This is a genomic window from Streptomyces sp. NPDC025793, from assembly GCF_055558375.1.
On the sequence record NZ_JBVHMR010000041.1, the window covers coordinates 31,928 to 56,037 of the forward strand.

At 70.6% G+C, this 24,110-nt stretch carries 18 protein-coding genes and 2 pseudogenes; 11 read left to right on the forward strand and 9 right to left on the reverse strand.

Annotated elements, in window-relative coordinates; translation table 11 throughout:
• Positions 1-7: 7 nt before the first annotated feature.
• The 6 genes from ACZ4MF_RS40455 to ACZ4MF_RS40480 are packed head-to-tail and all read right to left on the reverse strand — an operon-like array spanning position 8 to position 5,842.
• Positions 8-970 (reverse strand): alpha/beta hydrolase, encoded by a 963-nt coding sequence (locus ACZ4MF_RS40455; protein WP_467498214.1) that lies wholly within the window; start codon positions 968-970, stop codon positions 8-10.
• A complete protein-coding gene (locus tag ACZ4MF_RS40460; protein ID WP_467498216.1) occupies positions 967-2,100 on the reverse strand; it encodes a branched-chain amino acid ABC transporter permease in 1,134 nt (377 codons plus the stop codon). The genes ACZ4MF_RS40455 and ACZ4MF_RS40460 overlap by 4 nt, the downstream gene beginning before the upstream one ends.
• Entirely contained in the window at positions 2,097-2,984 is an 888-nt protein-coding gene (locus ACZ4MF_RS40465) for a branched-chain amino acid ABC transporter permease (RefSeq protein WP_467498218.1), read from the reverse strand. The genes ACZ4MF_RS40460 and ACZ4MF_RS40465 overlap by 4 nt, the downstream gene beginning before the upstream one ends.
• A complete protein-coding gene (locus tag ACZ4MF_RS40470) occupies positions 2,984-3,787 on the reverse strand; it encodes an ABC transporter ATP-binding protein (RefSeq protein ID WP_467498220.1) in 804 nt (267 codons plus the stop codon). Before ACZ4MF_RS40470 ends, ACZ4MF_RS40465 begins: the two co-directional genes overlap by 1 nt.
• Positions 3,784-4,596 (reverse strand): ABC transporter ATP-binding protein, encoded by an 813-nt coding sequence (locus tag ACZ4MF_RS40475; protein ID WP_467498222.1) that lies wholly within the window; start codon positions 4,594-4,596, stop codon positions 3,784-3,786. Before ACZ4MF_RS40475 ends, ACZ4MF_RS40470 begins: the two co-directional genes overlap by 4 nt.
• Before the next feature lie 4 nt (positions 4,597-4,600).
• The gene (locus tag ACZ4MF_RS40480; RefSeq protein WP_467498224.1) at positions 4,601-5,842 is read right to left on the reverse strand and encodes a substrate-binding domain-containing protein; all 1,242 of its coding nucleotides are present in this window, start codon (positions 5,840-5,842) and stop codon (positions 4,601-4,603) included.
• A gap of 187 nt (positions 5,843-6,029) precedes the next feature.
• Between ACZ4MF_RS40480 and ACZ4MF_RS40485 the strand changes: the two are divergent.
• The 7 genes and pseudogenes from ACZ4MF_RS40485 to ACZ4MF_RS40515 all read left to right on the forward strand — a co-directional run bounded on the left by ACZ4MF_RS40485 (position 6,030) and on the right by ACZ4MF_RS40515 (position 13,911).
• Positions 6,030-6,828, forward strand: a pseudogene (locus ACZ4MF_RS40485) (CoA transferase subunit A).
• A gap of 2 nt (positions 6,829-6,830) precedes the next feature.
• Positions 6,831-7,130 carry a CoA-transferase gene (locus ACZ4MF_RS40490; protein WP_467498226.1) on the forward strand — a complete coding sequence of 100 codons (300 nt, stop codon included), beginning with the start codon at positions 6,831-6,833 and terminating at the stop codon, positions 7,128-7,130.
• A gap of 367 nt (positions 7,131-7,497) precedes the next feature.
• Positions 7,498-8,478 (forward strand): LppY/LpqO family protein, encoded by a 981-nt coding sequence (locus tag ACZ4MF_RS40495; RefSeq protein WP_467498228.1) that lies wholly within the window; start codon positions 7,498-7,500, stop codon positions 8,476-8,478.
• Positions 8,479-8,947: 469 nt separating this feature from the next.
• Complete coding sequence (locus tag ACZ4MF_RS40500; protein ID WP_467498230.1) at positions 8,948-9,247, forward strand: ArsR/SmtB family transcription factor; 300 nt, start codon at positions 8,948-8,950, stop codon at positions 9,245-9,247.
• Between the two features lie 812 nt (positions 9,248-10,059).
• Positions 10,060-10,818 carry an ATP nucleotide 3'-pyrophosphokinase gene (locus tag ACZ4MF_RS40505; protein ID WP_467498232.1) on the forward strand — a complete coding sequence of 253 codons (759 nt, stop codon included), beginning with the start codon at positions 10,060-10,062 and terminating at the stop codon, positions 10,816-10,818.
• 327 nt (positions 10,819-11,145) lie between these two features.
• Positions 11,146-11,973, forward strand: a complete 828-nt coding sequence (locus tag ACZ4MF_RS40510; protein ID WP_467498234.1) for a class I SAM-dependent methyltransferase — start codon at positions 11,146-11,148, stop codon at positions 11,971-11,973.
• 258 nt (positions 11,974-12,231) lie between these two features.
• Positions 12,232-13,911 (forward strand): Ig-like domain repeat protein, encoded by a 1,680-nt coding sequence (locus ACZ4MF_RS40515; protein ID WP_467498236.1) that lies wholly within the window; start codon positions 12,232-12,234, stop codon positions 13,909-13,911.
• Between the two features lie 77 nt (positions 13,912-13,988).
• On the opposite strand, the pseudogene ACZ4MF_RS40520 reads toward ACZ4MF_RS40515, so the two are convergent.
• Positions 13,989-14,295: pseudogene (locus ACZ4MF_RS40520) on the reverse strand (hypothetical protein); the annotation flags it as partial.
• On the opposite strand from ACZ4MF_RS40520, the gene ACZ4MF_RS40525 reads away from it, so the two are divergent.
• Entirely contained in the window at positions 14,294-15,763 is a 1,470-nt protein-coding gene (locus tag ACZ4MF_RS40525) for a phospholipase D-like domain-containing protein (RefSeq protein ID WP_467498238.1), read from the forward strand. The pseudogene ACZ4MF_RS40520 and the gene ACZ4MF_RS40525 overlap by 2 nt on opposite strands.
• A gap of 727 nt (positions 15,764-16,490) precedes the next feature.
• Here ACZ4MF_RS40525 and ACZ4MF_RS40530 read toward each other — a convergent pair.
• Both ACZ4MF_RS40530 and ACZ4MF_RS40535 read right to left on the reverse strand, forming a co-directional pair.
• On the reverse strand, positions 16,491-18,698 hold the full coding sequence (locus ACZ4MF_RS40530) for a putative Ig domain-containing protein (protein WP_467498240.1): 2,208 nt from the start codon (positions 18,696-18,698) through the stop codon (positions 16,491-16,493).
• Positions 18,699-19,537: 839 nt separating this feature from the next.
• Complete coding sequence (locus tag ACZ4MF_RS40535; RefSeq protein ID WP_467498242.1) at positions 19,538-21,142, reverse strand: FAD-binding oxidoreductase; 1,605 nt, start codon at positions 21,140-21,142, stop codon at positions 19,538-19,540.
• A gap of 68 nt (positions 21,143-21,210) precedes the next feature.
• On the opposite strand from ACZ4MF_RS40535, the gene ACZ4MF_RS40540 reads away from it, so the two are divergent.
• The 3 genes from ACZ4MF_RS40540 (at position 21,211) to ACZ4MF_RS40550 (ending at position 24,019) form a co-directional block, all read left to right on the forward strand.
• Positions 21,211-21,849, forward strand: a complete 639-nt coding sequence (locus tag ACZ4MF_RS40540) for a TetR/AcrR family transcriptional regulator (RefSeq protein WP_467498243.1) — start codon at positions 21,211-21,213, stop codon at positions 21,847-21,849.
• 229 nt (positions 21,850-22,078) lie between these two features.
• Positions 22,079-23,185 carry a serine hydrolase domain-containing protein gene (locus ACZ4MF_RS40545; RefSeq protein WP_467498245.1) on the forward strand — a complete coding sequence of 369 codons (1,107 nt, stop codon included), beginning with the start codon at positions 22,079-22,081 and terminating at the stop codon, positions 23,183-23,185.
• A gap of 246 nt (positions 23,186-23,431) precedes the next feature.
• A complete protein-coding gene (locus tag ACZ4MF_RS40550; protein ID WP_467498247.1) occupies positions 23,432-24,019 on the forward strand; it encodes a cysteine hydrolase family protein in 588 nt (195 codons plus the stop codon).
• Positions 24,020-24,110 lie beyond the last annotated feature (91 nt).

A 24,110-nucleotide genomic window follows, 5' to 3' on the forward strand; every position in this document is an offset into this window, starting at 1 on the left:
ATCGCCGTTACGGTGTACCGTCCCCGCTCCCGGCCCCCGCCACGCCGGCCGCGGCCAGCAGATGCTGTGTCACGGCCTGGGCGCCCTCGTCGCCGACGATGATCGTGTAGTGGTTGGTGCCGGGTACGAGCTGTGTGCGCACCAGGCGGGGGGCAAGGCCCGCGGAGGCGAGCCGCTGCTCGTCGTACAGGCCCTGCGGCTCGTCCATCAGACCGCGTTCGGCCCACAGCAGCACGGCGGGGCGGGGCAGCCGGTGCACCGCCCCCGACACTTCCCCGCGCAGTTGGTCCACGCCGTCGGTGCGGACCGCCTCCAGGCTGCAGGATGACCGCAGTTCGGGCTCCTCCCCCACGAGGTCGCGCTGGACGTAGGCGTCCACCCACGGCGACCAGGAGCCGGCGAAGGCCGGATGCCGCTGCCAGAACGTGCGGTAGGCCTCCCGGTCCGGGAACGTCATCGACAGCCGCCGCATGGCCGGGCCGATCACCGAAGTGATCAGTTCGTCGGGATCCAGGCCGGGTGGGACGGGGAAGCCCACGCCGCCGTCCACCAGCAACAGGCCTGTCAGCAGGTCCGGATGGCGCACCGCGGTCAGGGCCGCGGTGAAGGCCCCCATGGAGTGGCCGGTCAGCACCACCCGCGCCACGCCCAGTGCCTCCACCACGGCGGCCATGTCGTCGGCGTGGGCCGCGATGCCGTACGGGCCGGGCAGTGACCCGCTGCGGCCCCGGCCACGCAGGTCCGGCGCCACCAGGGTGACCCGGCCGGCCAGGTGGTGGGCGACGCGCGCCCAGCTCAGGCCGTTGGCGGTGATGCCGTGCAGCGCCAGGACCACCGGCGCGCCCGGGTCGGCGGCCGGCCAGCGTGACACGGCCAGTTCCCCGCCGGCCACCGGCACCTGGAACTCCTCGTGCCCGGGAACAGCGGCGCCCTGATGGGCCGTTGGCTCGTTCCGTGGAGTGCGGCTCATGGCTGGAGGACCTCCTCGCGGTCGGCGGTGGCGTGGGACGTACGGGCGGTGCGCAGCCGGGCCGGGAGCCGGGCCACGCCGCCGGGCAGCAGGTAGATCACCGCGACGAACAGGGCGCCGAGCAGGAACAGCGGCTGCGAGAGCGGCACACGGACCACGGAGGGCAGGGAGGTGACCGCACCCGAGCCGGCCAGGTCGCCGAGCCGGTGATCGGCCCAGGTGTAGAGGATGCCACCGATCATCGGTCCCCACTGGGTCCCCGAACCGCCCAGCACCACCATCACCAGCAGGGACAGCGTGAAGTCGGACGTGGTCGTCTGCGGCGTGGCGCCGCCGGTCAGCAGCAGGTACACGATGCCGCCGAGCGCGGCCAGGGTGCCGGACAGGACGAAGGCGACCAGTTTGAAACCGTACGGACGCAGCCCCAGCACCTCCACCCGGCGCTCGTTCTCCTTGATGCCCTCCCAGACCCGGCCGGTGGGCGAGCGGACCGACCACTGCACGACGACCAGTACGACCACGAGGTAGGCCAGGGCCATCCAGTACAGGTTGGCCGTGTGCTCGATGCCCACCAGTGAGGCCGGCAGCCCGTCCGCGGGCGCGGCCCTGCCTTCCTCGCCGCCGGTGACGCCTCCCGGATCGCGTTGCACGAGGATCGACGCGGCCTGCGCGAAGGCCAGGGTCACCATGGAGAACCCGATGCCGCTGACTCGCAGGCTGACGGCGCCCAGCAGCGCGGACAGCGCCGTTCCCGCCAGCAGTCCCGACAGCGCGGACGCGGCGAACGGCAGACCCGCTTCGAGCATCACGGTGTTGGTGACGTACGTGCCCGCGGCGAAGTAGAGGGCATGCCCGAAGGACAGCAGACCCGTACGGCCGAGCAGCAGGTCGTAGCCGGTGGCCAAGCCCCCGAACAGCAGGCACAGGGCGAGCAGTTGCAGGTTGCCGGGACTGCCGATCGGGCCGTCCAGCAGGCCCGGCAACGGCAACGCGCTGTAGGGCAACGCGAGGAGCACCACCAGCAGCGGGACGGGCCACCAGCGGGTGGCTCGCCGCAGCCTCTCGGAGCGGGTGGCGACGCGGCGGTTCGCCGTGCGGACACGGTCGCGCGGCTGGGTGGCGGTGGTCATGCGAGCCTCCCGGTGAGCCCCCGCGGCCGGACGAGCAGCAGGGCGGCGAGCAGGACGACGACAGCGAGGTCGCCGAGCCCGGCGGTGGTGTAGTAGTTGGCGAACTGCTGGACGAGGCCGACGGCCACCGAGGCCAGCGCGGCGCCGGTCAGCGAGCCCATCCCGCCCGTCACGACGACGACGAAGGCGAAGATGAGCAGCGAGGTGCCCTGTTGGGGGTCGACGGAGCCGAAGTAGAGGCCGCCGACGGCACCACCGAGGGCCGCTGCCGCGCCGCCGATGGCGAAGACCAGGGTGAAGGCCCTGCGCACGTCGATGCCGAGCGCGGTGACCATCGCCCGGTCCTCCACCCCCGCGCGCACCACCAGCCCGTGCCGAGTGCGGCCCAGGAACAGCCTGAGCGCGGCCAGTACCACCAGGGCCGCGCCGATCAACACCGGGCGGTCGAGCGGCACTTCGGCACCCAGCAGCCCGAAGGTTCCGGACAGTGCCTTCGGCCCGGAGAAGGGCCTGGCGTCGGACCCCCAGATCGCGGCCAGCAGCGCCGGCACGGCCAGACCCACCCCCACCGTGGCGAGAATCTGCTCCCGAGGACGGGCGTAGAGCGGGCGGATCACGGCGAGTTCGAGCAGCACGGCGGCGACCGTGCCCACCGCGGTGCCGAAGACCACGGCGAGGGCGAATCCGGCGACTCCGGAACCGGCGCCGGGCAGGTGGCCGGAGGCGGCCCACCACGCACCGTAGGCGCCCACGGACAGCAGGGCGCCATGGGCGAAGTTGAGCACGTCCATCAGCCCGAAGATCAGCGACAGGCCGGCGGCGACCAGGAAGTACAGGGCGCCCAGGCCGAGTCCGGTGAAGGTGAGCAGCACGACGGTGGCCATCAGGCGTCCGCCTCCGTGGTCCGGGCGGCGGGGCGCGCCGCGGTGCGAACGGACGGGTCCGCGGAACCGTTCACTGGACTGCCGTGGCCGGCGCTGCCGACGCCGAGCAGCCGGCGTGCCGCCGCCGCGTCGGCGAGCAGGTCGGCGGCGGGGCCCCGGTGCGCGGTGCGGCCGTCCGCGAGGACGACACAGTGGCGGGCGATACGGCGCACCACGGCGAGGTTCTGCTCCACGAGCAGGACGGGTACCGCCTCGGCGGCACGCTCCAGCGCCTGGGCGACCTCGGTGACCACCTTGGGCGCCAGGCCCTTGGTGGGCTCGTCGGCGATGATCAGCCGGTTGCCGTTGAGCAGGGTCCGGGCGATGGCGACCATCTGCTGCTGGCCGCCGGACAGGGTTCCGGCGGCCTGCCGAGCGCGTCGTCTCAGCTCCGGGAAGAGCTCGTGCACCAGGTCGTAGGCCGGTTCACCGACACCGGGCCGCTCGGCGAGCCGCAGGTTCTCGGCCACGCTGAGAGCGGCGAAGACACCGCGGTCCTCGGGGGCGTAGCCGATGCCCCGGCGCACCAGGGCGTGGGTGGCCAGGCGCACCGTCTCCTCACCGGCGAGCAGGACGCTGCCGGTCCGAGGGACCAGGCCGAGGATGCCGCGTACGGTGGTCGTCTTGCCCGCTCCGTTGCGGCCCAGCAGAGCGGTGGTGCCCGAAGCGGCCACCTCCAGGTCGACGCCGTGCAGGATGTGTTCGCCCCCGATCACGACCCGCAGATCGCGTACGGTCAGCAGGGGCACCGGAGTGGGGTTCACAACTCCTCCCCGAGGTAGGCCTGTTGCACGGTGGGGTCGGCCATCACGGCGTGCGGGGTGTCCAGCGCCAGTAGTGTGCCGTGATGCATCACGGCCAGCCGGTCGGCCAGGTCCAGCAGCACGTCCATGTGGTGCTCGACCATGAGCACGGTGCGCCCCTCCTCCTTGTGCAGGGACCGGATGAGGTCGGTCAGCGCGGGCACCTCCTCGGCGCTCACGCCCGCCATCGGCTCGTCCAGCAGCATCAGCCGGGGCTCGCCGACGAGCAGGACGGCGAGTTCGAGTTTGCGTTTCTCGCCGTGCGTGAGGGCGTCGGCACAAGTGTCGGCGCGGTGCGCGAGCTGCGTGCGGGCCAGCACCCGGTCGACCCGCTCCGGGTAGGTGCCGGCACGGCGCCAGACCCGGTACGAGCCGCCGTCGGCAGCCTGGGCCGCGAGCCTCGCGTGGTCGGCGACCGTCATGCCCGGCCACAGGCTGGAGGTCTGGAAGGTGCGCCCGAGGCCACGCCGGGCCCGGGCGTAGGCGGCTTCCGCGGCGACGTCGCGGCCGTCCAGTTCGATCGTGCCCCGGGAGACCGGACTGAGCCCACTGACCAGGTTGAACAGGGAGGTCTTGCCCGCACCGTTGGGGCCGATGAAAGCGAGGAACTCGCCTTCGCGGACGTCGAAGGAGACGGAGTCGACAAGGGTCGCACCGCCGACTGTCCAGCCGATGTCGCGCAGCCGGAGCACAGGGGCCGGGAAGGCAGGGGCCTCCCCGGCGCCCGGGACCCCCGCGGCGCCCGGTGACGTCGTGTTCGAGGAGGACATCGTCTCAGCCCGCCGTCCTCGCGGCCGGTGGTGCGACCGCTGTCATCGGGATGCTGCCGATCAGCTCGGGCCGCGCGGCGCTGCCGGTGCCCCTGAGCCGGGCCGTGAACATGGGCTGCAGCAGGGCGTGGTCCGTCGCGCGGATCTGCTCCTTGCCCTTGGGTCCGTCGAAGCTCCAGCCCTGAAGCGCCCTGGCCATGGCCGCGGTGTCGGTGGCGCTGCCGGACTCGACCGCGTGCACGAGCATCTGGGCGGCGGTGAATCCGTCGGGGCTGAACAGGTCAGGGGTTCCACCGGCTTTGGTGATGCCGTCGAGCATGGCCTTCTCCACCGGGTTGCCGCCCCCGGCGCCCGGAAAGTAGTGCGCGAGGAAGGCGACCTTGGAGCCGGCCGGTCCGAAGACCGGGTACGAGGCGGTGCCGGCGAGTCCGGTGACGACCTTACTGGCGTCCAGCACGCCCTGCTGGTTCAGCGCGGTCCACAGAGCGGGGGCGGTGGCGCCCGCCCAGGCGACGAACACCAGGTCCGGCTTGCCGGCCCTGGTCTGCCGGGCGAAGGGCGTGAGGTCGGTGGCGCTCGGCGGGGCCAACACGGAGCCGACGTGCGCGCCCTCCTTGCCGAGGACCGACTTCACGGCGGCCACGTTGGCCTGCCCGAACGCGGAGTTCTGGGCGAGTACCGTGACCTTCCTGCCCTTGGCGTCGCCGAGGAGTGTTCCGGCGGCGAGGATGTCCTGATAGGACTGCCGGCCCGAGCGGAAGGTGTAGGCGTTGACGCCGGTGACCGCGTCGGTGGCGGCGGGGCCGCTGACGTACAGCACCTTGTTCTGCGCGGCCAGCGGCGCCATCTGCAGTGCCACACCGGAGTCGGTGGTGCCGGCGAGGATCTTGCAGCCCTTGCCGACGAGGGTCTTGGCCGCGGCGACGGCCTTCGCCGGGTCGCCCGCGTCGTCCTGCTCGGTGACCTCGATCGGATGGCCGCCGACCTTGTCCGTCCCGTGCGTGGCGTAGGCCAGCCCCGCCGTGAAGCCCTGTTCGTACTGCTTGCCGTAGGCGGCGAGGAGCCCGCTGCGCGAGTACACCAGCCCCACCTTCACGGGGGCGGCCCTGCCGCCCGCGCCGGCGGCCGCCGTGCCGGCGGTGCCGGCCGAGGAGCAGCCCGCGACCAGGGCGCCGACCGCGAACAGAGTGAGTGCGCGAACAGATCTGCTTCTGCTTCTGAAGGTGTCCGTGAGGCTGGAACGCATGGCGATCGGCTCCTGACAGTGGGCGCGGTGCGTGATTGCCGGAACGATAGGAGCGCCGTACGACGGGCGGCATGTGGTCAATCACCGCTCTTCCAGGCCCAGTCGTGGCATCGGCACACATGGTCGGTGGGGGCCGGCACCGCGAGGGTGAGATCCACCGAACGGACCGGTGGGGAAGGAACACGGCATGGACAAAGTGGTGGCCGCGGCCGCGCAGGCAGTGGCGGACATCCCTGACGGCGCGACACTCGCGGTCGGCGGGTTCGGCCTGTGCGGCATCCCCTCGACGCTGATCGCCGCGCTGGCCGAGACGAGCGCGTCCGGCCTGCGGGTCGTGTCCAACAACTGCGGTGTGGACGACTGGGCGCTGGGACTGCTGCTGCGGGCCGGCCGGATCGCCCGGATGACCTCCTCCTACGTGGGCGAGAACAAGGAGTTCGCCCGCCGGTACCTGGCCGGCGAACTGGAGGTGGAACTGACGCCGCAAGGCACTCTCGCCGAGCGACTGCGGGCAGGGGGCACCGGCATCCCCGCGTTCTACACCCCGGCCGGGGTGGGCACCCAGGTCGAGGAGGGCGGCCTGCCGTGGCGCCACACCTGCGACGGCGGTGTCGCGGTGGCCTCCCGCCCAAGGAGACACGGGAGTTCAACGGCCGCCGCTACCTGCTGGAGGAAGCCATCACCGCCGACTTCGCCCTGGTGCGGGCCGCGGTCGCCGACCGGCACGCAACTGCGTCTTCCATGCGGCGGCGCGGAACTTCAATCCGCTGTGCGCGATGGCGGGGCGCATGACCGTGGTGGAGGCCGAGCGCATCGTCGACGCCGACGATCTGCCACCGGACGCCGTCCATCTGCCGGGCGTGTACGTGGACCGTGTGGTCGCCGTCGACGACTCGCTGCACAAGCGCATCGAGCGCCGCACCGTGCGCCCGGCGCACATCGGCGCCCAGGCAGCCGTCCTGCGCACCGACTCCGAGGAGAAGTGACCATGCCCCTCGACCGCAACCAGCTCGCCGCCCGCGCCGCCCGGGAGCTGCGCGACGGCCAGTACGTCAACCTGGGCATCGGCCTGCCCACCCTGATCCCCCATCACCTGCCGGACGGGGTGCACGTGGTGCTGCACTCGGAGAACGGCATTCTGGGCGTGGGCCCCTACCCGTGCGACGGCGAGGAGCACCCCGATCTGATCAACGCCGGGAAGGAGACGGTGACCACCGTCGCCGGCACCTCCTACTTCGATTCGGCCCTCTCCTTCGGCATGATCCGGGCGGGCCAGATCGACGTCTGAGTTCCTCGCCTGTGCGACCGGCGGAATGGCGTACGGAGTCGCGCAGCCAGTAGCCATCGAGTACAAGCGACTGCCACCTGGCTCGGCCAGGCCGCCGATCGCTTGCCGCAGGGGGAAGGTTCGCACTGGCACCAACGCCTCCGCGTAGCCGTAGTGGGCCGGCAGCAGTTCCACGCGGTCCACGCCCGCGCGCGAGAGTGTTGTTTGCCGATCCGGGCGAGAGCAGCTCACTGACAAGGGCGCAGAACGCCGTACCCCGACCTCCCACGACCAGGCGAAACTCGGTCGTGTCGCCCGCACCTGAGCGGCGAAAACCGCTATCCCGGTCTGGCCCGAACAAATCAGCCGGGGTACAAGGGGACGACACATGAAGCCAGACCGCAGCACTCGTCCGACATCGCGCCGTGGCTTTCTCCTCACGGGCAGCGCGCTGGCCTCCGCCCTGACCGAGACTCCCGTGGCACACGCTCTGACCCGCGCCGGGGACACGCGCGGTGAAGTCCCCGGGGCGCCGCAGCACCCCGTGGTGACACGCCCGGCTGACTGGCAGCCTGTGGCGAAGAAGCTGGACGGGGCTGGGCAGTTGGGCGCGGACGGCATCGTGTACCGCGCCACGTTTCCCCGCTACGACCTGAACCTGTCCTCGTACGGGGTCAGCGGTCTGGTGGAGGCGTCGTACGCGGCGTTCGCCCGCTACCCCGACGGCCGAACGATGCTCATGGGCGACGTGGTCGCCACCGAGGCCGAGCTGCAACGGGTGACCGACGTCATCCAGGCCCACGACCTGGAACAGTGCGCGATCCACAAACATCTGCTCGCCCACCGGCCCACCCTTTGGTGGACACACGTCCGGGGACTCTCCACCGACCCGGCGGTCCTGGCCTTCGCCATGCGAGCCTGCCTGGACGCCACCGCCACCCCCGCGCCCCGGGAGCCCGACAGGACCCCTCCGGCCGGTCTCGACACCGCCGCGATCGACGCCGCGCTCGGCGCGAAGGGCGTGAGCGAGGACGGCTACCGGTTCTCCTTCGCCCGCAGAGAGACCATCAACGACGGTACCTGCGTGGTGCCGTCGGCCATGGGTGTGACGACTTCCTTCGCCTTCCACTCCGTGGGGAGCGGCTCTGCCGCGGTCAGCGGGGACTTCGTCATCACGGCCAACGAGGTCCAGCCGGTCATCAGAGCGCTGCGGCACGGCGGCATCAAGGTCGTCGAGCTGCACAATCACGCTCTGAGCGACAACCCCCGCCTCTTCTACCTCCACCTCTGGGCGGTCGGCCACGCCGTCTCCCTGGCCCGTACCCTCCGGACAGCCAGCACCGCCACCGATCTCGCCACCAATTCCTGAATGACTGCCCTTCAGGGAGACCCCTGGATCACCACTGTTTCTGTCTCCGTCGTCCCCGTCGCGGATGCCCCCGTCGGCGGCCTCACGCCAGGGCACGACGCCATCGCGAACGATGAAGTTGCCAACCGGGTTTTGCTGCGGGTGATGTTTCGCCACCGGAGTCCGGTGCCTGGCCCGTGTTGTCGGGAGCATCCGTACAGGGCCTCCACGTCTCTCTCCGAACGAGGTCCTTCCGGTCTTGGCCGCGAGGGCCGCCCCTCGTCACGGAGGCTTCACGGTCGCCGCCTCCGAGGGGGCTCAATACGGCCGAGTACGGAGTGGCCGGCGCGCTGACCGCTTTGTGCCTGTGCCTCGGTTCCCGACTTGTCAACGGGGCTGCTGGGAGCTGCCCGCGCCCTACCGCCGGCACGTGCTGGCGGGCGGCCGAGGCCTGTTGCTGCTGCCCACCTTCCACCGGACCGTGGCGCCCTTGGTCGCCGACAACGAGGAGCACCCCGTATTGGTGGTCTCCCCAGCCGGTCCGGGCATGCCGATCCTGCCCGCTGCATCAGACGAGGACGCGCTCGCCCCGGTCCTTGGCAGTACCCGGGCACACACACTGCGTCTCCTCACCCATCCGCTCAGCACCAGCGAGCTGGCCGGCCAGCTGTGTACCAGCCCCGGTACAACCTCCACGCACGCGGCCGCTCTCCGCGAAGCAGGACTGATCGAAACCGCCCGTAACGGCCGCGCGGTCCGCACGAACCCACGGCGCATGGCACGCTCCTGACGAGAAGAACAACCGCAAGCGGATGACCACCCCCACCGTGGTCTGCGACGCCCACCCGTCCCGCCGCCGGGTCCACGACGTGATCGCCCCGCCGTGCGGCCGCAGTTGGCCGCCACACCCCTCGACCGGGCCCGGTGGCCCGCAACAAGTGGCTGACCGGCTCGCTCGCCCACGACCCCGCCGAGGCCATCGCGGCCGCGTTCGACCAGGCACAGGCCCGCGACCCGCAGCACCTGCGGCCCTGGATCGTGCTGGTGGACGGCGCCCGCCCACCAGCTGCAGCTGATCCAGGACGAGGCGCGGCGGCGGAACGTGAAGGTCGGCACCGTCCTCGACATCGTCCACGCGATCGACAAGCTGTGGGGCGCCGCCCGCTGCTTCCACACCGCCACCGACCCCGCCGCAGGCCTTGGCGAAGGGCTGGCCGATCGCCAGCGGGGTGATTGCAGGAGCCTGCCGACACCTCGTCAGCAACAGTCACTTCGAGGAGTACTGGGCCCCTCCGCACCGCCTGGGACATCGAACGCATCCGCACGGTCACTGACCAGCGCGACTACGAGCTCACGGCCTGACCGGCGATCTCACTACGGAAGAGCCACACCCGAGCCGCACCCCAGAGATATCGCCGCCCGGGCGCCACGCCCTCGGGATCACTATGTCAGCCGCGTGGCTGTGACGAAGGCGGCGCCGATGCACACACGGACAAGACCGGTCGCGGAGCCGCACCACCGCACCTGCGCCAGTAACCCGCCCCCTGCCCCGGCGGTTGTGCCTGACACAACGCATCCCACCGGCGTGAAGGCGGACGCTCTATGACGGTCACCACCACCTCCTCCCTCAGCAAGGGCCTGCTCACGGCCACGCTCACCACAGCCCTCACCCTCACAACCGGCCCTGCGGTCGCGGCCGGCGACGACGGCTGGAGAGGAGCCGGCGGGCTCACACTGAACAGCACCGACAACGCGAAGGTCGACGCCTACCTCAACCACGCCCGCCAGGCCGAGCAGTCCATCAGCACGGACGTGCGCACCGCGGCCCTGGTCTCCGGCGCAGTACTGGTCGGCTTCGACCACCGGCTGAAGTCCGCGGACTCGCTCAAGCGGAAGGTCGCCACCTCCCTCAAGGACGACCCCGGGCAGAACGTGGACACCGTCCTGGCCCGGCTCACCGATGCAGTCCGCTACACCCTCCAGTTGCCCGGCACCACCTACACCACCGGCGTCACCCGCGCCTCCACCCTCCTCACGGCCTGGGGCAACCACAGCACCAAGTGGTCCAACGCCTGGGGCCGTACCAGCGGCTACAAGGGCCTCAACACGGGCTGGCGCGCCCCGCGCTCGGGCCAGCTCTTCGAGATCCAGTTCCACACCCCCGAGAGCAAGCACGCCCAGGAAGTCACCCACCTGCTCTACGAAGAACAGCGCCTGCCCTCCACTCCCCCGGTGCGCAAGAAGGAACTCCAGGCCCAGCAGGACGCCGTCTTCAACGCCGTCCCCGTACCGGAGGGAGCCGACCGCCTCACCCCACCCGCCAACCCGACCACCCCCATGCCGGTGCCTGCCCACCCCTGACCCGCCCGACCAGAGCCGATACGCTTCCCGCGGGCGCCCGGACCAGCCACCGGCGCCCGTCGCACCCAGCGCCACCGGGGAATTCTCCCCACGTCTGTGGTGGCCTGCCCGTCCTCACCTTTGACGGCCAGCTCAGTCGCCATCAACTACAGCAACGTCGCGTACAGCTCCCTCACAGGACACCGCGCCGACGCCCGCACCGTCATGGCCACAGGCCCGGACGGCGTCGGTGCCGGGCGAACCGGCTCCACCACACGCCTCCGGCACGTCAGCGGCTGCCGGAAACCAGTGGCGTCTCCATGGACCGGCCCCATAGTTTGTGCGTTCGTGACCGACGATCCGAAGGTGCCCTCGAATCGACACGACCTCGGCCGAGTGTTCAACGAGGTGCCGGAACTCTACGACCGGGTCCGCCCGGGATACCCCGAGGAACTGTTCGCGGACCTTGGCGCCATCACCGGCTTGGACGAAAGGTCGTCGGTGCTGGAAGTGGGCTGCGGTACCGGTCAGGCGACGCGCTCACTGGCAGCGCTCGGCTGCTCGGTGACCGCCGTCGAGCCCGGCGCAGCCATGGCCGCACTCACCCGCCAGCGGATCGCCACCTTCCGCAACGTCGAAGTCGAGACGTCGACGTTTGAGGGGTGGGACGATCGCGGCCGACGCTTCGACGCCCTCGTGGCTGCGTCGTCGTGGCACTGGGTCGACCCGTCGATTGGCTGGCGGCGAGCGTACGACGTGCTCCATCCCGGAGGCTGGATGGCGCTGCTCGGCAACGTCGTTGTCCGCAAGCCGGGAGAGCCGGAGGTCTACGCCGAGACCGCCGATCTCCACGAGCGCTTCTGCCCCGGGGACCCCGGCTGGGGTCATCCACCGCTGGAGGACGACGTGCGCACCACCGACGAGGGTTGGGGCCTGGTCGACGACCCCGGAGGACTGTTCGGTCCGACGACCGTGCGCTGGTACCCGACCGTTCAGTGGTTCAACGGGGACGGCTTCGCCGATCTCCTTCGCTCGACGTCGCTGTACCGGAGGCTCGAACGGGACGTCCGTGAGCCCCTGCTCGACGCCATCGCCGAGCGCATCCGCACACGGATGGACGACCGAGCATCACGCCGCTATCTGAGCGTCCTCCGCGTCGGACGGCGCGCCGGGTGAGGCCAAGCGGCATCTCCGACCAGGCAGCGTCTCCGAACTGCCGGCCGCGGCCTAGCGATCTGAGTCAAAGATTCCATCCAGTGGCTCAGCCAGGATCATCACACGCCATGACTGCCACGCCCCCTCACGCCCAGAAATGGCCCATGACCGCGGGAACCGGGTCGCACTCGTGCGCCAGACATGACATATCCTCGTCAACGACCGATACCGGCCATTGCAGAACCGGCCGGGCACATTGTGAACGGGGAACGCAAGACCATGCGTGTTCGTCATGCCAATTCTCGAGCCGCCACCACAGGCACGGCGGGGCTCGCCATCCTGCTCGGTTCCGTATGCCTCGCCGGGGCCGGCGCTGAGACCGCCGCCGCGGACAGCCGTGCGACTCTGCCGATCTCGGCGGACTGGCCGCGGGGCGAGATGGTGGTGGATGGGGTCCACCACTCCGTCTTCATCAGCGACCCGAAGACCAACTCCGTCGTGGTCGCCGACTACACGGGCAAGACCGTGGGCCGAATCACCGGCGAGACCAGCGGCACCGGAATGGCGCTGAGCGAGGACTCGTCGACGCTCTACATAGCCCTGCCCGATGCCGACGCGATCTCCGCCGTCGACACGGTCACGCTCAAGGAGACCGCCCGCTACGCCACCGGCGCGCACACCGCCCCGCTGGACCTTGCCTTCGCCGGCGGCAAGCTCTGGTTCAGCTACGGCGAGTACGCCCAGGGCGGTGGCAACATCGGCTCTCTCGACCTCTCCGGCGTCAAGCCGGTCGTCACACTGAACCAGTCGGGCGGGGTGCCCTGGGAGTCGGCACCGCAGCTGACCACCGCTCAGGGAGTCCTCGTCGCGGGGAACAAGGACCGCTCCCCGGAGGAACTCGCCGTCTACGACGTCTCCTCCGGCACGGCGCAGAAGCGCGCCTACCGCAAGCAGATCATGCCCGACAGCCTCGGCGGCCAGGAAGACCTCGCCGTCTCGCCGGACGGGAAGGAGATCGTCACCGCGGACGGCACCGACGACTTCGTGACGAACCTCGGCTCCGACCTCTCCGGCGGCAAGGACACCAGAACCCTCGACATCCAGGGCGAGCCGGACGCCGTCCAGTACGCGCCGAACGGCGCCCTGGCCGTGGGGGTCCGTTACGGCAAGGGCGTTGACACGTACGTCTACCGGCCGGGAGACAACCGCGCGATCCGCTCCATCAGCACCGGCGACTACAACTCCGTGCAGCCGCACGGCCTGGCCTGGGCTCCCGACGGCAGCACGCTGTTCGTCCTCACCAGCGACGGCGCGGGCGGGAAGAACCTCGTTCTGCGCTCGTTCGACGACGCCACCAAGACGGTGACCAAGCTGAGCGTCAGTGCGCCCGCGAAGGCCCCGCTGGACGGGAAGCTGACCCTGACCGGCAAGTTCGACCTCGTCCTGCCCTCGCTTCCCGACTCCCTGCCGATCGAGGTGACGCGGACCGACCTCGCCTCGCCCACGGGCAAGTCGCTCGGCACCCGCACGGTGTGGCTGTCGCGCGACCGCGAGTTCGAGATCGAGGACACCCCGGAAGCGGGCGGCACGGTCACCTACTCCCTCCACTACCCCGGCGACGACACGCATGCCCCCGCGACCGTCACGGCCACGGTCGCGGTCCCGCGCAACAAGACGACGCTGACCCTGGACGGGAACGGCAAGACCGTCACGTCGGGGAAGAACGCCACACTGACCGCCAAGCTCGGCAAGACGTGGAAGGAGCGCAAGGTCTCGGTCTACGCGCAACCGGCGGGCGGTGCGAAGGAGTTGGTGAAGGCGGCCACGGTGGACCGTGACGGCAAGCTCGTCATCACCTGCAAGGTCACCAGGAACACGACCTTCACCGCGGTCTTCGGCGGTGACGCGCGCACCGAACCCGCTCAGGTCACAAGCACGGTCAAGGTCAGCGCACGCTGAGCCGTCCGGCCCGGGTCAGGGCACACGCTGCCCCGGGCCTGAGGTACCGGTGACCCGGCCCGGGCACACGCCCGGGTCGTACTCTTCCGCTGAGGCGTTCGTGGGGGCTGGCCGCCGAGGCCGCCGTGGGGGCGATGGTCGTTGTACCCGTCCTCCGACTCGCGCGGTTTGCCGTTGAAGACCTCGGCCTGGAACGGCAGACGCTGCAGCGCGCAGTCGAGGAACTGGATGGCGGTGGCCTGGTTCAGCGTCGGGTAGATCCGCGGGACGCGCAGACGGGTGCAGTCGTCGATCGCGGTGAAGGTGGCCGGGCAGCTGCTTCTCGTACCGCTTCCATCGGCGGTCGTGCCTCTTGTAGCGCCGCGAGGCCGACAGCCGGCCCATGTGCCTGGCGGGCGCTGCCGCCGCGCTTCGGGGCATCGATCTTCGCCGTCGCTTCCGTCTCACGGGCCGCGTCGTCGCCCCTTCTCTGGTCCTCGCGGGGCTGCCCGCTGCTCCGGCCCTCGCGGACTCCCCCGGTCCATCGACCACCCCGCACCTCGACGCGGTGGAGCAGGCGCTGCGCAAGGTCTCGCCCGGCCGCGAAGGCAGTGTCCGGGAGCGCACTGCGGGCAACCGGTTCGATTCCTCGACGGCCGACCCCTCGGACTGGCTGCTCCAGACCCCCGGCTGCTGGGGCGACGACAAGTGCGCCGATCGACCCGGCACCAAGCGGCTGCTCGCCAAGATGACCGAGAACACCTCTGGGCAAGGCGGCCGAGGACATCACGCTGAACGTGGCATCGATGACCACCTCGAAGACCGCGTTCTCCTGGAACACTCCAAGCTGCTCGTCGTCGACAACCAGTCGGTCGTCACCGGCGGCATCAACGGCTGGAAGAACGACTACCTCGACACCGTGCACCCGGTGACGGACGTCGACCTCGCGCTGACCGGGCCCGCCGCGAAGTCCGCGGGCAAGTACCTGGACACACTGTGGTCCTGGACATGCGAGAACAAGTCGAGCATCGCCAGCGTCTGGTTCGCCTCGTCGAACGGTGCGGGCTGCATACCATCGCCGGCCGGGGACACCGGCACCCCGAGCCCCGGCGGGGACCTCCCCGTGATCGCCGTCGGCGGCCTCGGCGTCGGTATCAAGAGCAGCGACCCGGCGTCGAGGTTCAGCCCGACCCTGCCCACCGCCGCGGACACCAAATGCGTCGTCGGGCTGCACGACAACACCACCGACCGCGGCTACGACACCGTCAACCCCGAGGAGAGCGCCCTGCGCGCCCTCGTCGCGAGCGCCCGCGACCACATCGAGATCTCCCAGCAGGACCTCAACGCCACCTGCCCGCCGCTGCCGCGCTACGACATCAGGCTCTACGACGCCCTCGTCGCGAAGATGGCCGCGGGCGTGAAGGCGCGCATCGTGGTCAGCGACCCCGCCAACCGGGGCGCGGTCGGCAGCGCCGGCTATTCACAGATCAGGTCCCTCTCGGAGATCAGCGACACCCTGCGCGACCGCCTCGCCCTGCTCACCGGCGACAGGAACACCGCCCGCACGACGATGTGCTCCACCCTCCAACTGGCCACCTTCCGCAGCTCGGACAGCGCCAAGTGGGCCGACGGCCACCCTTACGCCCCACACCACAAGCTGGTGTCGGTCGACGACTCGGCCTTCTACATCGGCTCGGAAAACCTCTACCCGCCCTGGCTCCAGGACTTCGGCTGTGTGGTGGAGAGCCCCGACGCAGCTCAAGGCGAACCTGCTCGCGCCTCAGTGGCGGTACTCGCAGGCGACGGCCACGTTCGACTACGCACGTGGCGTCTGCCAGGGATGAATCCCACTACAGGCACGAGCAACAGCTGAACAGCTGAGCAGACGCCCCCGGCCCCTGCACCACACGGGTCTCCGGGGCCCGGGGCGCACCGCAGCAGGTGCGATGCACGGCCGGACTCGACCAGCTTCATCGACTCCGGTGCGAGGCAGCCGTGATGAGATGTCGCCCCAGCCCGGCCTGGGCGCGTCCGCTGTCGGGAACCCTCTGCGAGCCGTCGAACGACACAGTGTCGTACGGGTCGGAGCGGGCGGCCTGCCTCCAGGCCGGACCAGCCGTCAGCTCGTCACGGACCAGCCGGTAGCCGACCTCAGGGAACAGGCACATGGCGAGCAGGAAGTACCCTCACCCGGGCCGGAAGATGACGCAGCCGCCGGTCCACCGTCCTCGCCGCCGTCAGGACCGCGTCGACGGGTTCGCACGGCACGACGCCGGCCGACTTCCTCGGCAGTCATCAAGGCGGCGAAGGACTGCGGAGCATCCCCGGAGTCACGCTGCTCGGAGCCACGGTCCACACCATGAACCCGGTGCTCGCCACAGCGTGTCGGGCAACGCTGACGGCCACGAGCCCTGTTCTCGGCGGCAAGCCGGCTCGCGCCTGTGCTGACATACCAAAACGGATGTCAGCACAGGACGAAGGCCGGTAGGAGGACGTGTCGGCGTACGGCACACCGCGAGCGACGCAGACCACGGCCGCGCTGTCGCTCATTGCCGCTACTGCACAGCCAGTCCTCCGCGGACGGGGGGTAGTTGGCCGGGTCAGCTGAGTGTCAGAGCGCTGTCGTCGATCACGAATGAGGTCTGGGCGGAACTGTCTTCGGTGCCGGTGAAGGTGAGGGTGACGGTTTGCCCGGCGAGGGAGGAGACGTCGAAGGTCTTCTGGCTGTAGCCGGTGGCGGCGTTGAGGTTGGAGTAGGTCGCCACAGTGGTGCCGCCCGCCTTGACGGTGAGCGTGTCGTACACGGTCGAGGTCGTCGTCTCGGCGGTGTCGATGTGCAGGTAGAAGCTGAGGGTGGCCTTGCAGCCGGAGGGGATGGTCACGGACTGCGAGAGAGTGTCGGTGTGGGAACTGCCGTAGCCGTCCAGCCAGGCGTCCCACGTACCACTGTGCGGGGCCTCTCCCTGTGAGCCGTACTGGCCGATGACACCGGAGCTGGCGGACCACACTGTGGTGCCGGACTCGAAGCCCGGGTTGCCGAGCTTCTGGCCGGTGGTGGTGCAGGTTCCGCCGCCGGCCGGGTTGACGGTCCAGGTGAAGGTGGTGGAGGCGGTGGCGTTCGTGTCGTCGGTCGCGGTGACGGTCACGTGGTACGTGCCGGCGGTGGTGGGTGTGCCGGAGATCAGGCCGCTGGCGGCGGCGATGGTCAGGCCGGGCGGCAGGCCGGTCGCGCTGTAGGTGAGCTTGGCGGACGAGGAGGAGTCGGTCGCGGCGATCTGCAGGCTCGCCGCGGTGCCGACGGTACCGGTCCGGTCACCGGGGTTGGTGACGGTGACGGTGTTGCCGCCAGGCTGGCCGCTGCCGATCGGCAGGCCGCCGGTCGGTGCGTACATCGCCACGTCGAAGGTGCTGCCGCTGGTGGCATGGGCGACGGGGATGACGGTGACGGCGTTGCCGCCGGACAGGACGGACGTGGATATGTAGTCGCCGAACATCCTGCCCTGCGTGGTGTTCGGCAGCCAGGCCAGCGTCATGGGGCCGGCGAGCTGGATCGGTGTCGTCCAGGTGGCGCCGCCGTCGGCGGAGGAGACGTAGCCGGCGTCGAGCTGGCAGGTGGTGTCCGTGCAGGAGGCGTCCGGGTAGTAGTAGTACGTCAGCGCGATGCGGGCGCTGGTGCCGGAACTGCTGGGGTCCACGCCGATACCGGGCACGAAATGGTCGGCGGAGCTGTTGGCCGCGTCGATCGGCACGCGAGCCGGCGAGCTCCACGAGGTGCCGTTCGTCGAGGTCGACATGATGATGTCGTTGCTGCTGCAGCTGGTACGGAAGCGGCAGTCGGACCAGACCGCGTAGACCCGGCCGGAGGCGTCGATCTCGGCGGACGGCAGCGGTCCCTCGCGCAGCGTGTCCAGCCGCGACATGTCGGCGGCGGCGTCCTCCAGGCCGGCCACCGGGTGGTGCGACACGGTGGCGATCTGCACGCTGGAGCCCCAACTGCTGCCGCCGTTGGTGGAGATGAAGGCGCGTTCACTGTCCTCGGTGGCGGAGGAGAACGGTACGACGACGGTTCCGTTGGGCTGCACGACCGGCTGCCCGCCGAGTCCGCTCGGGCTGTCGGCGGGGCTCTGCTGCGCGCCCCAGGTCGCACCGCCGTCGGTCGAGGTCTTCATGTGCTCGGCGTCGCCGGCGTTGGCGTCGTCGTACTCGGTGTAGCAGTGGCCGTAGTACGGGCTGGCGGAGTGATTGTCGCAGACCGTCCAGTTCTTGTCGTCGAAGGTGCCGGTGGAGACGGTGACCGGGGCGCTCCAGGTGTGGCCGCCGTCCGTGGAACGGCTCAGCTCCACGTCGACGTTGTTTCCGGAGCCGATGCCCAGCCACGAGACCATCCACACACCGTCCTTGGCGTCGTAGGCCACGGAGGCGTCGCTGGCGGCGGAGTACGGGCCGCCGGTGTTCGTGGTGGAACTGGGCAGGAAGCCGTGCGTCCACGTCTGTCCGCTGTCGGTGGAGGTCGCCCATCCGATGTTGGACGCCCCGCCGCCCGAGACCCGCCCGACCTGGAAGGCGGCGACGACGGTGCTGCCGAAGCTGTAGGTGTCCGGCTCCACCTCGGTGGCGTGCTGGGCCTGCGAGTCGGTGTACGGATCGCTGCTGACCTGGGAAAGGGCGGGGGCAGCGGTGTGGGGCGCCGCGGCAGCGGCGGCTGCGAACGAGGGAGTGGCGAAGGCCGGGGTGGCGAACGCCATGGCCGCGGCCATGACACCGATCAGCAGGGGTCTTCTTCCTCTTGCCGGTCTGGATCTGGACATACTGCTCCTATAACTGTGTGAACGGGTGTGCCAGACGCTGGTGATGCAGGACGGTGTGAATCCCGGTGCCACCGCTGCCGCCCGACAGAGCCGAATCCGGTGAGAGCGCGACGTGGCGCGGGTGGTGCCAGGACCTTCCGCGCGGCCTTCGTGGCACCGGTCGGCGGATGCGCGTCACTCCCGGTCCGCGATGCGCGGGCGCGACAGCGGCCCCGATCCGCCGTGGAGGACGCGCCGCAAGCGGCGCTCTCACGTCCGGTGGCTGATCGCCTTCACCGCGCTCCCGGCCGGCACCACCGGCTTCCCTCGAGCCGTCTCGCCGCTCCAGGTCGCTACGCCGATCGCGGCCGCACTCCCGGTGACAGCGGCACGGCGGTGTCTTTGGTCAAGTGTGAAGCGTGGCACTGAACATCCCTTCAAGCAGCCGGGGACGCCCGGTGGTGGGGGTGAAGGACGTTCGCGCAAGGTGCACGCGTGTTTGCAAGCCGGAGTCTGGACCCGTACATGACACCACGCAAGAGGGTGGCGCAAGAAAGTCCCCCTCTCACGGCGACCAGGACCGTGGCACCGGCCAGAGTGACCGTGAGCGGCTGGCTGACCACCGGCCGCCGGTAGGCCACGTATCCGCGCGCACCGACGGAGCGGACCGGCCAGGACCGACAGCAGCACGACCAGCAAGGCGGTGAGTTGCCCGGCCGGGTCACCGGCGAATCGGTGCTGCGGCCGTCCGGTCGGCCAAGTGGAGATGCCGCCGTTCACCCGTGCTTCGCCGTCGGGGGCCTGCGTGGGAAGGTCGTTGCGGCAGTTGCTGCCCTCCTCGCCCGATCACCGCTGTTCTTTCAGTCGAGCAGGACGCCGGGGTTGAGGATGCGGTGGGGGTCCAGGGCGTCCTTGACGGCACGCAGCGCCAGCGCGAAAGGCTCCGGGCGCTGGAGGTCGTAGCCGGGGCGGTGGTCGCGGCCGACGGCGTGGTGGTGGGTGATGGTGGCGTGGTGGCGGTGCAGGACGTCGGTCGCGATGGCTTTGATGTCGTCCCAGATCCCGACCTCGTCGCCGGGCCGGCCGGCGACGGCGACGGTGAAGTAGGGGGCGGCGCCGTCGGGGTAGACGTGGGTGAGGCGGCAGTTGATGGTGGCGGGGTGTCCGATGGCTTTCGAGGCGGCGGCGCCGACCTCGGTGCGGACGGCGTCGATCAGGACGGGGATCGTGTCCCAGGTGGCGGCGGTCTCGAAGGTCTCGACGACGGCGCCCATGCGGGCCAGTCCGTCGCGCAGGTAGGGCATGCGCAGGAACGCCGAACGCCACGCGCCCACGGCCGCGTCGGCCGGGGCGTCGCCGTCCGCCGCAGCCGTCTCGCCCCGGCCACCATGGGTGCGGGCCAGGTCCACGGCGGCCGCGAGGCGGTCGTGGACGGGAGAGGCCGCGGACTCGAAGCCCAGCACCAGGACGGCGGAGCCGTCGCGGGAGGCGCCGGACAGCAGCGCCTCGCCGGGGTCGAGCAGGCGGCAGTTGGCCGGGGCGAGGTCGGACTGGGCGATGGCCCGCACGGCGTCCAGCGCGCGGTGGAAGTCGGTGAAGGCCACGGACGCGGAGGCTTTGTGGCGCGGGCGTTCCCGCAGGCGCATCCATGCCTCGGTGATGACACCGAGCATGCCTTCGGATCCGATGAAGAACCGGTCGGGCGACGGTCCGGCGCCGGATGCGGGCAGGCGCCAGGACGTGCCGGCTCCCGCGGGCGTGACCACGCGCAGGGACTGGACGAAGTCGTCGATGTGGGTGTGGCCGGTGGCGTAGTGGCCGCCGGCCCGGGTGGCGATCCAGCCGCCGAGGGTGGAGAACTCGAAGCTCTGCGGGAAGTGGCGCAGGGTCAGGCCGTGGGGCCGCAGTTGGTCTTCCAGTACGGGGCCGAGGGTCCCGGCCTGGATGCGGGCTGAGCGGCTGGTGGCGTCGATCTCCAGGACGCGGTCCATCGAGGTCAGGTCGAGTGACAGTACGGCGCGGTGGGTGTCGCCTCGGTACTCGACGCCGCCGACGACCGAGGAGCCACCTCCGAAGGGGATGACGGCCACGCCGTGCTCGCCGGCCCAGTCGAGCAGGTCGGCCACGTCCTGGTCGCCGGTCGGGTGAGCGACGAGGTCGGGGATCCGGCCGGGCCGGCCTCGCAGGGCCCGGATGACGTCGCGGTAGGCCTTGCCCATGGCGTGGGCGGCGCGCGCCTGCGGGTCGGCGGCGACCAGGTGCGCCAGGGAGGGCGGGGGCGTCGCGGCGGGACGGCCGATGGGCAGATCCGCGATGCGGGGGATCGGCAGCAGGCGGGCCAGGGTGCCCGGCAGCATGGCCCCCAGCGCGGCGCATTCGGCGTCGTCGGGGTGGGCGTCGGCGTAGCCCCAGCCCCACCAGGAGCGGGCGCGGGAGGTACGGGGGTCGGTCGCGGTGGCGGACATGGGTGCGCTCCAGCGGGGTCCAAGGAATTTACCCGTCGGTAAATTACCCTAGGGTAAGATCGGGTTGCATGACAACGCTCTCCTCCAGAGCCGGCACCAAGGGCGTACCGAGGGCCGCGCGCGAACGACAGGTCCTGGCCGCGGCCACCGAGGAGTTCGGCCGCCACGGCTACGACGCCACCACGGTGGCCGCCATCGCCACCCGCGTCGGCGTCACCAAACCGCTCCTGCACCAGTACTTCGGCAGCAAGCAGGACCTCTACCTCGCCTGCCTCAACCCGGTCGGCGGCCAACTGCTGGGCGCCATCCGCGCCGCGATGGCCGAACACGACACCGGCGCACCATCCACACCCCTGCGCGTACTGAACGCCCTGTTCACCGCACTCGACGGACAGCGCGAGGCGTGGTTCGTCCTCTACGACCCCTCGCTGCCACCCGACAGCGACGCAGCCCGTCGCGCGGCCTACTTCCGGGAGGCCATCGACGACCTCGCCGCGACCGGCACCGCCGACCTCCTGCACACCGCCGGAGCCAGCGACCCGCTCGACGCCGACGCCCTCATACACGTATGGCGCGGCCTGTGCACAGCCCTGGTCCGCTGGTGGATCAACCACCCCGAACAGTCCCCCGAGGCCATGACCCGACGCTGCGCACGGCTTCTGGGAGCCGCCCACGCCATCCTCGCCAACGGCGACGACAGCACGTGAACCGGACCTCGACGCCGGACGCATCGAGCAGCTGGACCAGCACGGACTGAGCACGTCCGGCGCGATCGAGATGTCGCCGGACTTCCACTGTGGCGGCAGCGCCAAGCCGCGTCTCTCAGGGAGAGGTTGGGGTTGCGATCAGGGTGATCACGGATGGGCAACGTCCCTGATTGGCAGCAGAGTTGACGTTGTCAGCAACTCCCATCAGCGCCGTTCCGGAGAAACCTCGATGCGCACCCGCCTCGCCGTCACCACCCTCGCCCTGGCCACCGCGCTCACCGCCGGTGCGGCCCTGCCCTCGGCGGCCGCCCCGCCCGCTTCCAGCGCCCGGGCGTCCGCGAACCCCAGCGTCCAGGACATCCTCGACCACCTGCCCGACGGTGTCGTTGCGGGCGCACTGGTCAGACGGGACGGCGCGGGCGCCACTGCCGGTCCGGTGACTGCTGACGCGTACGTCCGGATCGGCAGTGTCACCAAAGCCTTCACCAATACGGTGGTTCTCCAGCTCGTCGCCGAGCACCGGATCGGCCTGGACACACCGGTGCGGCGATACGTCCCCGAGGTGCTGCCCGAGGCGTACGACCGCGTCACCGTGCGCCATCTCCTCGACCACACGAGCGGCCTGCCCAAACCCGCACCGACCCCCGGCCCGGCCGACGGACCCGGATGGCAGCTGAAGTCCGTGACACCCGAGGACTTCCTGCGCGACTCGTTCGCCGCAGCCACCGGCACGCCGCCCGCACCTGGCTCCGAGCAGCAGTACAACGGGCTCAACTCCTTCGTCCTCGGCCTGATCGTCGAGAAGGTCACCGGCCACTCCTTCACCGCCGAACTGGAGCACAGGATCATCCGGCCGCTGCACCTGCGCCACACCAGCCTGCCCGCCGCCGACGACCCGATGATCCCCTCGCCCCACGCGGAGGTGTACGTCGACGGGCAGGACGTGACCGAGCAGAGCCCCTACCCGTGGGCCGAGGGAGGCATGATCTCCACCGCCGCCGACCTGGACCGCTTCACCACCGCGCTGTTCCGGGGCCGCCTGCTCCCGCCCGCCCAGCAGAAGCTGGTCTTCGAGGTGCCGCATGCGAACAACGCCACCGACAACACGAACTGTTCCGGCCCGGCGGCCTGCTACAGCATCGGCGGACTCATGCGCTACCAGCTCCCCAACGGCGAGTACGCGTGGGGCAAAACCGGTTCCCGCCCCGGCTGGGACAACGGAGTCTTCGCCACCCGCGACCTCCGACACCGCCTGGTTTACTCCCTCAACCCGACGGGGACCGGCAACGACCTCCCGTACATCAAGGCACTCGTCAACGCCGCACTCGCCGACTGACAGCCGCACCGTCCATCAGGTCCGGTGCATACGACCGGCGATCGAGGGTGTGCCGGACCGGCGAGGCTCTCCCCCAGACCGTGCAGGAAGCCGTCGTCTACCATGCGTCGCACGAACTGTCGGCTGAGCGCCTCTGCCCTTCTCATCTCGCCCGACGGGCACCACCGCCATTGCCAGCCGCGCAGGGTCCGAACAGAGGAACCCAACCCGTTTCAATGTCGAACTGACTTCGTACCTGGAGACAACATGAGCACCGCCCTTCTCGTGATGGACGTCCAACGAGCCATCGTGGACATCGCCGACGACGACTCCGGATACCTGCCACGCCTGCGCAGGGCGATCGACGGGGCCCGGGAGTCAAACATCCCCGTGATCTACGTAGTCATCGCGTTACGCCCCGGCTTCCCCGAAGTCGGCACGCGCAACAGGGCTCTCGCTGCCATCGCACGGGCCCGCCTCTACATCGAGGGCGCCCCAGGAACCGAGATCCACCCCGAGGTGGCGCCCCTGCCGGGCGACGTGGTGGTCACCAAAAGGCGGGCAAGTGCGTTCTCGGGCAGCGATCTCGACGTGGTGCTGAGGGCACGCGGTATCCACAATCTCGTGCTCACCGGCATCGCCACCAGCGCTGTGGTGCTGCATACCCTGTGCCAGGCGAACGACCTGGACTTCGGCCTCACCGTCCTCTCCGACGCCTGCCTGGACACCGACCCGGAGATGCACCGGGTCCTCATCGAGCGACTGTTCCCGCAGTGGGCGGATGTCGTCACCGTCGACGACTGGCTCAACGATCGCACCCCAATAGTGGGAGACCAGGTGGACGACAGGCACTAGTACTGCAACCGCATCTGGGGGTTGTGCCCTCGACGTTTGTAGTGGGAGCGGCGGGCTCGTGCCTGGCTGTGTCTACGGAAGTGTGACCAGC